This window comes from Leptospira bouyouniensis (assembly GCF_004769525.1).
Lineage (GTDB): Bacteria > Spirochaetota > Leptospiria > Leptospirales > Leptospiraceae > Leptospira_A > Leptospira_A bouyouniensis.
In genome coordinates this window covers 26,935-39,766 of the sequence record NZ_RQFT01000003.1, presented here as the reverse complement: position 1 = coordinate 39,766, position 12,832 = coordinate 26,935, and the positions used below count along the sequence as shown (strand labels likewise).

General features: G+C 39.1%; 9 protein-coding genes. 5 read left to right on the top strand and 4 right to left on the bottom strand.

What is annotated here, in order from left to right:
- Window positions 1-6 precede the first annotated feature (6 nt).
- The 3 genes from EHQ43_RS01745 (at window position 7) to EHQ43_RS01735 (ending at window position 2,448) form a co-directional block, all read left to right on the top strand.
- Entirely contained in the window at window positions 7-717 is a 711-nt protein-coding gene (locus EHQ43_RS01745) for a hypothetical protein (protein ID WP_135770000.1), read from the top strand.
- The gene (locus tag EHQ43_RS01740; RefSeq protein WP_135769999.1) at window positions 717-1,877 is read left to right on the top strand and encodes an LIC10486 family protein; all 1,161 of its coding nucleotides are present in this window, start codon (window positions 717-719) and stop codon (window positions 1,875-1,877) included. Before EHQ43_RS01745 ends, EHQ43_RS01740 begins: the two co-directional genes overlap by 1 nt.
- 136 nt (window positions 1,878-2,013) lie before the next feature.
- Window positions 2,014-2,448 (top strand): hypothetical protein, encoded by a 435-nt coding sequence (locus tag EHQ43_RS01735; RefSeq protein WP_135769998.1) that lies wholly within the window; start codon window positions 2,014-2,016, stop codon window positions 2,446-2,448.
- Between the two features lie 71 nt (window positions 2,449-2,519).
- Here the strand turns inward: EHQ43_RS01735 and EHQ43_RS01730 are convergent, their stop codons facing one another.
- The 3 genes from EHQ43_RS01730 to leuS form a co-directional block, all read right to left on the bottom strand.
- The gene (locus tag EHQ43_RS01730; RefSeq protein WP_244242592.1) at window positions 2,520-3,575 is read right to left on the bottom strand and encodes a DUF6242 domain-containing protein; all 1,056 of its coding nucleotides are present in this window, start codon (window positions 3,573-3,575) and stop codon (window positions 2,520-2,522) included.
- A gap of 279 nt (window positions 3,576-3,854) precedes the next feature.
- On the bottom strand, window positions 3,855-4,880 hold the full coding sequence (locus EHQ43_RS01725; protein ID WP_135769997.1) for a hypothetical protein: 1,026 nt from the start codon (window positions 4,878-4,880) through the stop codon (window positions 3,855-3,857).
- A 229-nt stretch (window positions 4,881-5,109) separates the two neighbouring features.
- Window positions 5,110-7,713 carry a leucine--tRNA ligase gene (gene leuS, locus EHQ43_RS01720; protein WP_135769996.1) on the bottom strand — a complete coding sequence of 868 codons (2,604 nt, stop codon included), beginning with the start codon at window positions 7,711-7,713 and terminating at the stop codon, window positions 5,110-5,112.
- A gap of 554 nt (window positions 7,714-8,267) precedes the next feature.
- On the opposite strand from leuS, the gene EHQ43_RS01715 reads away from it, so the two are divergent.
- A complete protein-coding gene (locus EHQ43_RS01715) occupies window positions 8,268-9,065 on the top strand; it encodes an ABC transporter ATP-binding protein (protein WP_135740414.1) in 798 nt (265 codons plus the stop codon).
- On the top strand, window positions 9,062-11,608 hold the full coding sequence (locus EHQ43_RS01710) for an ABC transporter permease (RefSeq protein ID WP_135769995.1): 2,547 nt from the start codon (window positions 9,062-9,064) through the stop codon (window positions 11,606-11,608). Before EHQ43_RS01715 ends, EHQ43_RS01710 begins: the two co-directional genes overlap by 4 nt.
- A gap of 141 nt (window positions 11,609-11,749) precedes the next feature.
- On the opposite strand, the gene fcpA is transcribed toward EHQ43_RS01710, so the two are convergent.
- Window positions 11,750-12,652: a flagellar coiling protein FcpA gene (fcpA, locus tag EHQ43_RS01705; RefSeq protein WP_135740416.1), complete on the bottom strand. Its 903-nt coding sequence runs from the start codon at window positions 12,650-12,652 to the stop codon at window positions 11,750-11,752.
- Window positions 12,653-12,832: the final 180 nt, after the last annotated feature.

Here is a 12,832-nt window from a genome sequence, read left to right as displayed (position 1 = left end):
ACCAGTATGTCCCAAGAGATTTCTCTCAGTCCAGATTTTTGTCATGCAGTCGATGATGCAGTAGTGGCTGGGAAAAAAATTTCCATGATCACATATGTGATGGGTGATATGGGAGAAGCTAAACTCAAATACATTTTATTAAAAATACTGAGCTCTGTTGGTCGTGAAGACCTAATGGAGCTTTTTTATACCGCAGCCAAAGAGTTAATCGTCAATTCGACAAAAGCGGCAATCAAACGGATCATCTTCGAAGAACTCAGACTGAATATTCAAAGTTTAAAGGATTACGAAGAAGGAATGAAACTTTTCAAATCTAGTTTGAACGAAAGAAAGTTTCCCACTTACAAACGAAAAATGCGCGAATCAGGATTATTTGTTAAAATCACTTGTATTTATCAAAAAAATAAAATTGATTTAGAAATCCGAAATAATTTTCCATTACTGCCAATTGAAGCCGAAAGAGTAAAAGAAAAGTTTATTAATGCCAAAAAGTATGATAATCTATTTGAGTTCTTTATGGAACACGGCGACAGTACAGAAGGTGCAGGTATGGGAATTACAATGGTAGAAATACTATTGTCTCAATCAGGATTTGATCGTCGTTTATTTTCAATATATTCATCAGAAAGGAAAAAGGAAACAGTTGCGCGTATAGAAGTTCCATTGGATGAGATTCCTAAATCAATTGGAATTCCTGAACAACTGTTCGTAGAATAATGTCAGAATTAAACTCAAAAGCAGACCAATTAAAGAGACAAGCAGACCTACTCGGTTTGACAAGAGAAGCTGTGTTCACTGATGAACAAGCGAAAGAAGTTTTACAAGGGAAAATCACAGACGGTTATCTTGTAAAAGTAAAAATCGATTTGGATAGTTTGAACGGAATGGTCCTCATTTTGGTATCATCCATCCGAAAACACATTATGGAACTCTATGCCGTTGTGGGAAACTCTCCTACTTTTCGGCGCATTCGTACATTTGCCGACCATGTACAAATTTCAACTGACTTAGGTGATATTGGGAAAACAGCTGGATACGATCCAGCAATGTCTGAAAATATTGGTCGCGCCGTGCATAGAGCTTTCACCAAAGAGAAGTTAGAGGAACTCCTTCCTCTTTGGCAAAAAAAAGACCCATCCCATATTGCAGAAATTTTAGAAAATCCAATTCTTATGGCAACCAAAGGGAGAAATATCAAACTGCAAGCAGAGGTTGATAAAATCTCTACTGCTAAGTTTCGATATGAAAATCCAATGAAAGGTGTCATCCTTCCCATTCCAAAACCAGAAGATGAAGCTGCCTCAGCACAAGATACATCGGTTCCATCAGTTTCCACCGAACCGACAAAAGGTGAAATTTCTCCCTTAGAACGTCAAATTGTTCAGTTTCGAACAGGTTTTCCAAAAGAACTGAATATGAAAACAGTCATCTCTCCCATCAATGGTGTTGAATTTGATAACCTTATGGAAGGAATGGAAATTTTATTCCGAGTTCCTACTGAAACTCCAGAAGGATTGACGAATGCTCAAATCCTCGGTCTGATTGATGAAGAAGGAAAAATTAAAAAAGAACCTATTGTGGGTAAATTTCTTGGTATTGCGAGTAACAAAACCGAATACCATATCTTTGCCGAAGGACCCAATCAATATTTATTCCATTCCATCGAAGAACATCCAGTAAAAGTTGCGGTTCCGAAACCAGCTGCTATGGCTGGATCAGGAAACAAAGCGGGTGCCGGCCAAACACAAAAGAAAAAAGGTGGGAATGCACAATCCCAAGATTCAAAATCTTCTGGCGCCAACTTATTTATGTTAATGGGTGCCTTTGTTACCATTGTTCTGATTGGAGTATTGATTTTTGTGATGGTGATATTATAAAATTTGTTAGGTTATTGGTTTTCTAACCGTGATCTTGTGAAAGTTAATTGATTTTGGCAAGGATGGAGAGAGAAGATTAATTTCATTGTGAATTTAAATTGAAATGGGTTATTTTAGGCCAATCGAGAAAAGGTTCGTGGTACAATCTTTAATGCAGTCAATTTTGATTGCCTTTGTATTTGCTTCGGGGATTTTCTTTTCTGGTTTAGGTATGAACCCATTTGCCTATTATGGACTGGTCGCATTCCTTCCCAATTTGATTGGTCTTATTTTCCTTTATTGGTTATCAACCATCTCATTTCGATTCTGGTTAGCTGCAATTGATTCAACATATATATGTTCATTTGCACTCATGTTATATTGGTTAGGAAATGGTTTCTTTTCAAATTCTATCTTCCCAAGTTATTTACAATGGACGTGTGGAATTTTCATGGTGTCTGCAATTGTGATCCGTTTAAAAAAATCAGATACAAACAAGACATTGCCAAACCACAACCGCAGTTGGATATCAACTGCAATTCTAGGTCTCGTAATATTATTATTTTCTTTTTTGCCGCAAATAAGATGGTAAAGGTTTGCTAAGCAAAAGTTTCACAAGTAACTTCGATGTTTACAAGATTCCCTTTCGTATCGTTTTAGAAATTAATTTTTTCTCCAGGTAGCATATTGTACACGATTTGTTCCCGTTCCATTAATCGAAACGACTACCCAAGTATCCTTTCCAAAAGAAACACCATACCATTGGTTGGAATTGGCTGCTGTAGATTTTGCAGACCAAGTAATCCCATCAGTGGATGTCATAATACGATTGGTTCCAGAAAACGATGCAGCCATAAACAAACCATTGGCATAATGAACTTTATACCATTCGTTTTGTTCGGAAGCCGAACGAGCTGTCCAATTGATTCCATCTGTGGAAGTCATCACACGATTGGTACCTGTCCTTGCAACAGCTACAAATTTTCCTTTCCCGTACGTGACAGAGCGCCAATCGTTTGATTCGGCTTGCGTTTGTAGTGTCCAATTGATACCGTCAGGTGAAGTCGCGACGCTAGTAGTTCCCCCCGATGCAACTGCGACAAATAGATTGTTTCCGAAAGTCACGCTCCTCCACGGCCGAAGAGCAGGTTGTGTTCTTGAAGTCCAGTTGATACCATCAGGTGAGGTTGCCCAGTCCCCTATTCCTGAGTTTTCAATCGCGACAAAGAGACCATTGCCGTACGCAACGCTAGCAAACGAACTTGTCGGAGAAGTGCGGGAAGTCCAATTGATTCCGTCATAGGAACTCATGATTCGATTTGTACTACTACCATTGGAAACCGCGACGTATGTCTTGTTTCCGTAAGCGACACTATACCATTGGCCTGGTTCGGAGGCAGATCGAGTCGTCCAAGTGATTCCATCCGGTGATGTCATCACTTGATTCGTTCCGCTCTGCGAAATTGCTACAAACTGATTGCCTGCATACAAAATGTCTCCCCATACATTTGCCTCAGTTGCTTGTGCCAAAGTAAAATCACTAAGGGTGCATAATTCAGGGTTTGTTTCACAGGTTTTTGCAGCATTTAATAAAAGTAAGGCTTCTAAAAAGGAAGAAGTCTTGTTATCAGAATTTGGATTACAAGAATAGAAGAGGAAAAAAGTGATAAAAAAAGCTGAGGGAATACGAAATAAAAGGTTATTCAAAGAACGAAACATCAAATACTCCAAAATAGGTTTTGAATCCATCTCGAAACTGAAAAGGATTATGATTTTGAGTCACGTTCTTAGATTTATAGGTTTCGTATATAATTAAAGTTAGCTTTAATAAAGTTCAGTCTTGTCTTGTGAACGTTTTTGATTTGTAACTATCATATAACTGATTTGTATTAAAAATTCCCAAAGATACTTTAAGCATCTTTGTTTATTAAAAAAGAATCAAAAATTTAACTCGCCACAACAATTTTGGCGAGTTTGACATCGGCATCGTTTTAGAAATTAATTTTTTCTCCAGGTAGCATATTGTACACGATTGGTGCCTGTTCCGTCAAATGATACGACAACCCAAGTATCTTTTCCAAAGGCAACTCCTTTCCAAGAGTTGTTGGCAGCACTGGTACGGGCCGTCCAAGTAATCCCATCAGTGGATGTCATGATTCGATTGGTTCCCGTAAATGATGCTGCAAGAAACATTCCGTTTCCATAATATACTTCGTACCATTCGTTTTGTTCGGAAGCTGAACTAGCTGTCCAATTGATTCCATCAGTGGAAGTCATCACGCGGTTATTACCTGTCCTTGCAACAGCAACAAATTTTCCTTTTCCATATGTGACTGACCGCCAATCATTGGCTTCCGCTGCAGATCGAAGCGTCCAATTGATACCGTCTGTTGATGTAGCAACTCGGTTGGTCCCACTTCCAGCCACAGCTACAAATAGATTGTTTCCGAAAGTTACACTGCGCCAGGCAGCAGCACCTGGGTTTGTTTGGGTTGTCCAATTGATTCCGTCCGTTGAAGTTGCCCAGCTTCCAGTACTAGCTGCAGCAACAAAGATTCCATTTCCATAAGTTACCCAATCAAAAGTACTGGCGGGACCTGTACGGGAAGTCCAATTGATTCCGTCAGAGGAACTCATAATTCGATTTGCACTACCACCGCTGGAAACCGCAACGTACGTATTGTTTCCGTAAGCAACACTTAACCATTGGCCTGCTTCAGATGCGGGTCTGGCAGTCCAAGAGATTCCATCGGAAGAAGTCATAACGCGATTGGTTCCGTCTTGCGATACTGCGACAAACTGATTGGCGGCAAACAATATCCCTGCCCATCCATTTGCCTCAGAAGCTTGTGCCAAAGTAAAATTGCTAAGTGTGCATAGTTCAGAGTTTGTTTCACATGTTTTTGCTGCGTTTAATAAAAGTAAGGCTTCCAAAAAGGTGCGGGAATTGTTTTTCGAGTTAGGATTACATGAGTAAAATTGAAAAAGGATCATGATAGTGATACAAGTGAAACGAAAAAACATGAATGACTCCCAATAGATTATTGATTAAGTGCTTTTTTTTATAAATGGTCATTAAGTGAATGCAAGTATAAAATTGTTAGAAGTTAGATGTTAAGTATAATTAATTTATCGAATTAGTGGAGAAGAAGAATAAAAAATACACATCCATTTGACATGATTTCGAATGTCATATGAAAATTATTTGTAAGATAAAATGGTCTATTAATTTAAATCCAAAAGAATCTAAAATTTAACCCGCCACAACAATGTTAACGAGTTTGCCTTTGACATAAATTTCTTTTTTGATTTCTTTTCCCACCCAGAAAGGTTTTGCCTTTTCCACTTCTTTGGCAAGTGACAAGGCTTCTTTTTCTTCGATGTCTCTTGGTGCTAAAAATTCTCCACGCATTTTTCCATTCACTTGGACAACAATGGTGATATTGGCATCTATTAAATACTTTTCTTCCCATTTCGGATAAGGATGGTAAGCAAGTGATTCTTTATGACCAAGCTTTGCCCACAATTCTTCTGCTAGATGGGGAGCAAACGGACTTAGCGCTAATACAAATGGTTCTAATACTTTTTTTGGTTTTCTTGGATTACTTGTGAACTCATTGATAAAGATCATCATTTGCGAAACAGCTGTGTTGAATGCAAATCCATCAATGTCGTCTTTTACTTTTTTGATCGTCCGATGTAGGGTTTTGAGTTCTGCTTCGTTAGGTTCAATGTCTTCTACAAAGAAGGATTCGTTTTCACCCGAATGAAAGAGGCGCCAAACACGGTTTAAAAATCGGAAAACACCATCAACTCCGTTTTTACTCCATGGTTTTGACATCTCAAATGGACCCATAAACATCTCAAATAAACGGAGGGTATCAGCACCAAATTCAGAAACCACATCATCTGGATTGACAACATTACCCCGAGACTTGGACATTTTTCCTTTGTCTTCACCTAGGATAAGACCTTGGTGGACTAATTTTTGGAATGGTTCTGGTGTAGATACATGACCTAAATCAAACAGGATTTTATGCCAAAACCTAGAGTATAACAAGTGTAGTACGGCGTGTTCTGCACCACCAACATAGACTTCTACTGGCATCCACATCTTTTCTAATTCTGGATCAATGAGTTTGTCATTGTTTCTGGGATCAATGTAACGAAGGTAATAATAACAAGAACCTGCCCACTGCGGCATGGTATTCGTTTCTCGTTTTCCTATTTCCCCAGTTTCGGGGTCTTTGTAAACTAACCAATCTTTGGCGAGAGCAAGTGGAGATTCTCCCGTTCCTGAAGGTTTGAATTCTTCTAGATCAGGAAGGACTAAAGGTAATTCTGCGTCGGATAATGCTTTTGGTGATCCATCTTCAAAGTGAACGAGAGGGATAGGTTCTCCCCAATACCTTTGTCTTGCAAAAAGCCAATCTCTCAGTTTGAATTGGATTTTTTTGCGACCAATTCCTTTTTTTTCTGCCCAAGTAACCATTGTTTGGAAGGCATCTTTGTAAGATTTGCCATCTAACTGCACTTCGGCGGAATAGGAATTGATACATACAGATTCTTTGGAATCAAAGGCAAGGTTAGGTTCCATATTTCCATCGATCACTTGTTTAATAGGAAGTTGGAACTTCACCGCAAAATCATAGTCTCTTTGATCGTGAGCAGGAACCGCCATTATGGCACCAGTTCCATAAGAGATTAATACATAATCAGAAATATAAATGGGAACCTTGACAGATGGATCTGTTGGTAACTGAGCATAGGCACCAGTGAACACACCTGTTTTGTCTTTATTCAGTTCGGTTCGTTCCAAATCACTTTTTAAGGAACAATCTTTTTGGTAAGTTTCCACAGCTAACTTTTGTTCTGGCGTTGTCAGTTCTGCGACAAGTGGATGTTCCGGTGCCAGGACGAGGTATGTTGCTCCAAAAATTGTATCAGGTCGAGTGGTATAAACTGTGATGTCTTTGTTTAATGAAGGAACGTGGAAGTTGAGTTCCAATCCTTCCGACTTGCCAATCCAATTGCGTTGCATCTCCAGTGTGGATGGTGGCCATTCACAAAGCGAAAGATCATTTAGCAATCGTTCGGCGTATGATGTGATGCGCATCATGTACTGGCGCATGGGTTTTCGTTCGACAGAATACCCTTTGGAAGTCCATTCTTCCACTTCTTCGTTAGCTAAAACGGTTCCGAGAGCCTCACACCAATTCACAGGGATATTGGCTTCATACACCAATCGGAAATGGGACAAAATGTCCTCTTTTTCTTTACGAGATTTGGATTTCCAATCGGCAGCAGAGAATTGGACCCCTTTCGGGAGTTCTATCCCTTCAAAAGCACTAGAACCTTCTTGTTCCAATGTTTTGACAAGTTGGGTGATAGGGACGGCTTTGTTTGTCTTTCGATCAAAATAGGAATTGTAGATTTGCAAAAAAATCCACTGGGTCCAACGGTAATAGTCTGGGTGTGTTGTGGAAATTTCCCTTTCCCAATCATAGGAAAGCCCAAGGCTTTTGATTTGGCGGCGAAAGGTATCAATGTTGTTTTTCGTGGTAGTGCGAGGGTGAATGCCCGTTGTCATGGCATAACGTTCTGCAGGGAGCCCAAAAGCATCCCAACCCATGGGGTGCAAAACCTCGTATCCTTCCATACGTTTGAGTCTTGAGATGATGTCAGTGGCAGTGTATCCTTCTGGGTGGCCTACGTGAAGGCCCGCACCACTTGGGTAAGGAAACATGTCTAAACAATAGTATTTAGGTTTGGATGAGTGTGCGTTTGTGCGAAAGGTCTGGTGGTCGTCCCAGTATTTTTGCCATTTTTGTTCAATATCTTGGAAAGGATAATTCATCGACTAACGTAGAGAAAGTGTAGTTAATTCTACTTTCTCACGGAGTCGATGATTTTTACAAGCTTTTTGAAACTCTTGGACAAACAAACTTTGCAAAGATTGTACTGATAAAGGGTAGTGACGGAGCCACATTCCGCACAAGGTTTAAGATTGTTAATTTTCACATTCATAAAGTCTGCAGTATTTATCTTTGTATTGCATTCGAGCATTCTATATTTACCTGTATGAGTCCGCTTATCGACAGTGCTGTTCATAACTTCCCAAATTCCCTAAAAAACGGGAGAGGGGAAACACTACGATGAAGTTACTTTATATGAAACCCACCCTTTGGGGTCAAAAAAAATTAGGAAGTACACACAAAAAGATAAGGAATTTTTTCTAAGTTTTTTTTTGCCGAGGTGCAATAGAATTGGAACGAAAATGATAATTAAAAAAAAGATAACTGTTATAAAAAAAATTGAAAAATCGTTGTTAGGTGGCATTTTATTGAATAAATGCCCGTTATTAGTCATGCGTTATGTGTTAGGTGATATTTAGTTTGGGGGAAAAACCTAGTGTTAGAATTTAAAAATGTGTTCAAATCATTTCACAATGAAGAAGAAACGATTGATGTGTTGAAAAATATTTCATTTCGTATGGAAACTGGTGAATTTGTAGCGATTATCGGCCCTTCCGGATCAGGTAAATCCACTTTACTTGGTGTTGCAGCGGGTCTTGACAAACCTGATACGGGTATTGTATCCCTTGATGGAATTGATTTAACCAAACAAAATGAATCCAAACTTGCCGATATACGAGCAGATCAAATCGGATTTATCTTTCAAAACTTTCAATTATTACCTGGTCTCAATGCAATTGAAAATGTTGGAATCCCATTATACTTAAAATCTTCGCTTTCTGAAAAAGAAATTTTGTCAAAAGCGGAATCCATTTTGGAATCAGTAGCAATGTCACACCGTGCTACTCACTTCCCAAAACAACTGTCAGGTGGAGAAGAACAAAGGATTGCCATCGCACGGAGTTTTGTGAATGATCCCAAAATTATTTTTGCAGATGAACCAACTGCAAACTTAGATTATAAAAATAGTAAAACCATTTTGGACTTACTATTGTATCGAAATAAAAAACAAGGCACCACTCTTGTTGTGGTCACTCACGATCCAGATGTGGCAAAACTTGCCGATCGTGTGTTGGAAATGAAAGATGGTGAAATTATTTCGGATTCGAAGAATGGTTTTAAAAAAAGGATCAACCAAACTCCTTCCAAAACAAAAAAAACCAAAATTCTTCCCTCTATTTCTGCCACCAAACAAAGAAATACGAAAAAACAATCAAAGAAGGTGAGTCGATGAAGGCATCCCTCTTTCGTTTTTACTTAAAACGGGAATTGTTTTCTCGCTTTCGCTATTCTCTTCTGATTGTTGTTTCGATCACCCTTGGTGTGGGATCAGTGATTGGCATCCATTCCTATAAGGATAATACGGCAAATGCCATTAAAAAAGAGGCAAAATCGATTATGGGAGCGGATTTAGCCCTCCAATCTCCCCAAGAAATCACCGATTCTGCAAAGGAATTGCTCAAAACCCACCTTCCAGAAGGCGCCAAATCAAGTAGTTCCATCCAATTTTTATCGATGATTTCCAATGAATCTGGCTCTGAAAATTCCCTCAGTTTTATCAAAGGGATCGAAACAAGTTACCCGTTTTATGGAGAAATGAAAACAGAACCAGAGAATGCGTATCGAAATTTGAAACCCAATCAAGTATTACTCGATGCCACCCTTGTAGAGAATCTCAAATTAAAACTTGGTGACCGAGTCCGTTTGGGGGATAGTCTTCTTGTTCTTGCAGGAGTTGTATTGAAAGAACCAGGTGCCGTTGGTTCTTTTGTTGGATCTGCTCCTGGATCTGTCATTCGGAAAGAGACTGCCATGCAAACTGGTCTTGTGCAAAGGGGAAGTCGCATCCGTTATACAATCTACTTACAATTCCCAGAAATCATCGATAGTTTGGATTGGAAGGACAAAGAGTTCGCATCATTTATCAAAGAAGACTTAACCATTTATCATAATACAGAAGTCAATTCAGGCTCGCAGCAGTTCATCAAAAACACTTTTGATTATATGGCCCTTCTTGCCCTTGCCGGATTTTTTCTCGGAGCTATTTCTGTCTATACTGCAGTCCGCACAAGGTTACTCGAAAAACGAAATGAAATTGCCATCCTAATGTGTCTTGGTGCAAAACCCAATGTCATCCTTTTATTAGTATTTTCAGAAATACTCATCCTTTCCCTTTTGGGGACAACCTTCGGTTTGGGACTTGGGTATGCCATCCAATCCTTATTGCCTGATATCACTGGGCTCTTGGCAGTTGGTACGGGAACTAGTGTGTTTGGATTATCTGTATCGTCTCTCCTTTGGAGTTTTGTGTTGGGTGTCGTTTTACCACTGCTTATTTCGATCCCACTTGTCCTTGAGACGAGGTCGGTCAAACCACTTGCTGCATTGAAAGAAGTTGAATCACAAACCAGTGGGAACATATCAACATCCTATTGGCAATTTGGTTCCTTTGTATTGATTTATATCCTTTTCACAAGTCTTGCCATATTAGAAACAGAAAGTTTTTTCAAAGGGATTCTTTTTACACTTGTACTCTTAACCTTGCCACTCCTTGTGTACGGATTGTACATACTCTTTGGATCCTTGCTGCAAAAAATTTCGAAACTTGGATGGTTGTCGAAAGAATGGAGCCTTGTTACAAAAAAAGTTACACGTAAATCGGGAGCCCTTCGGCTTTCGATCATTGGCCTAGGATCGGCGTTATTCATCCTAACACTTTCTCTTATCTTACAGGAAAGTTTACTCGAGTTAAGTGGTGCAAGAGAGATCGAACGTAGGCCAAACATGTTCCTTCTCGACATCCGAGAGACCCAGAAAAATGAACTGCTAACAGCGATCACAAAGTTCCCTGTAGAAAAACAATATGTAGCACCTGTGATTGGAGCTCGTTTGTCCAAGGTGAATGGAGAACCGGTCAAAAAAGAAGATACAATCAAAAACGCTATGGATCGTAATTGGCGAGCTACCGCAAGAACCAGGGAATATTTTTTATCCTATCGTGATGAGATGTATGATACGGAAGAGGTGACAAAGGGAAGCTGGTGGAACCAGTCGAGCCAAAATGAAATCTCTGTTGAAAGAGATTTTTCCACCTATTTACAAGCAAGTGTGGGTGACGAGTTAACTTTCAACGTACAAGGTAGGGAAGTATCTGGTAAAATCACAAACCTTCGTTCGGTGAACTGGGCGGATATGAAACCAAACTTTGTGGTTTTATTTTCCAGAGGGATTTTGGAGAAAGCTCCTCGCTTTTATATTGTATCCTTACTCATTGATTCTAGTGAAAACAGATACCAATTACAAAAGGTGATCGTAAACCAATTCCCTAACATCACCGTCATCGACACTGAAAAAACCATCCAAGCCTTTATGGGGATTTTGGAGAAAGTGACACAGATGATGGCACTCATGACAGCTTTTATCTTAGCTGCTTCTTTTGTTCTTGTATTTACCACTCTCTATGCCAGCCAATCTGAGAGGAAACGTGAATTCGCTTTGTTACGAGTGATTGGGGCAAACAGTCGTTTTATGGGCAAACACTTCCTTAGAGAAGCCTTACTTGTTTCTGTGATTTCATTTTTACTAGGACTCGTGTATTCTGTCGTTTCCAACGAAGTATTGAACCGATCGGTGCTTGAGTTACGAAGTGTTTATCCTTATGGACAACTCACTATTGTGTTTCTCGGAATTTGTTTGGTTACAGTGAGTTTATATGCAATAGGACTTTTTAGTTTTTTTCAGATGCCGACAAAAACTGTGCTGAAAGAGATTAAATGAAGAAAATAGATACGATTGAAATGTAAATTGTTTCGCTTCAATTTAATTAACTGATAGTAAAATTTGTGATCCAATAATCTAAAAACAAAAAAGCCCGGGGTTTTAAACCGGGCTTTCTCATTGAAAGAGATTTATTCGGGATTATTGTGCTACCGAAATAACCTCATCTCGGTTGATTACGTTAACAATATGTTTGTATTCAGGAGAATCCTTTCCATATTTTAACTCAGTGGCACGTAATAAGTGAACGTTCTTTTTGTAACGATACTTGAAGAGCATGTCATCTGGACCTTTTGTCTTTTTGATCATGTTTTCTTCAAAACTATATGCACTTGCAAGATACTTGTGAGCAGGGTATTCTTTCTCGTTATCATCGATTTCGATGTAAAGTTCAAGAATTGGGATACACTGAGGAAGATTTTGTAAGTCATACTCAGCCATAATCCAAGAACGATAAACGTCAGAAAGAAGTCTTTTGAACTCAGGTCTTTCTCTTAAGTCAGGGTTTTTAATTTCATCTAAGTGATTGATCGCTTTAGAGAAGTAGTTAAGTGCATCTTGTTTCGCTTTCATTTTTTCGCGGTAAACAACACGTTCTTCTCTTGCTTTACGATCAACTTTTTGCCAGTACCATTTTTCATCTAAGCGTTTTTTCTCAGCTTCTTCTTTGCGGTACTGCTCTACCCAATCTCTATTTTTCATAATAGTGTTAACACCGGATTGGTAGTTTGAAAGAGCCAAACGGAATTGGTTGTTTGCGAAAGTTTTAGAAAGTTGGTGTAACTCTTGGAAAGTTTTGTTATACCCTTTGAAATCAGGATTCTTCCAAAGAGATTCCTGTTCCATGATTTCTTTCTTTCTTTTCTTCTGGTCTTCGGTAAGTTCCGCATCGTCATTCTCAGGAACGAGTTCGCCTTTGAGAAGTTCGTCGACTTGGTCTTTAGCCGCTTGGCTGTCTTGAGCGTTCGCAGGCTGAGTTTGTGCGAAAAGCACACTAAAGCCGGACACCAGTTGGAGAATAAGGAGATACTTAATAATCTTCATAGTCGTGTGACCCTTTTGTCTCTTTCAATATTTTGAACAAATAGGTTTATCTATTTCTTCAATGAAAGTATCGGAATGGCAAGAGTCAATAATAACGAATTAAAGAGGAAAAAAACCTAAATGTGAACTTTTTCTTTCAAAACATTTGGATTTAAAGGGACATAAGTCAGATAATCCTTA

Coding starts and splice junctions, on each gene's coding strand:
- EHQ43_RS01745 (WP_135770000.1), top strand. CDS start 7: ATGTCCCAAGAGATTTCTCTCAGTCCAGATTTTTGTCATGCAGTCGAT.
- EHQ43_RS01740 (WP_135769999.1), top strand. CDS start 717: ATGTCAGAATTAAACTCAAAAGCAGACCAATTAAAGAGACAAGCAGAC.
- EHQ43_RS01730 (WP_244242592.1), bottom strand. CDS start 3,575: ATGTTTCGTTCTTTGAATAACCTTTTATTTCGTATTCCCTCAGCTTTT.
- EHQ43_RS01725 (WP_135769997.1), bottom strand. CDS start 4,880: ATGTTTTTTCGTTTCACTTGTATCACTATCATGATCCTTTTTCAATTT.
- leuS (WP_135769996.1), bottom strand. CDS start 7,713: ATGAATTATCCTTTCCAAGATATTGAACAAAAATGGCAAAAATACTGG.
- EHQ43_RS01710 (WP_135769995.1), top strand. CDS start 9,062: ATGAAGGCATCCCTCTTTCGTTTTTACTTAAAACGGGAATTGTTTTCT.
- fcpA (WP_135740416.1), bottom strand. CDS start 12,652: ATGAAGATTATTAAGTATCTCCTTATTCTCCAACTGGTGTCCGGCTTT.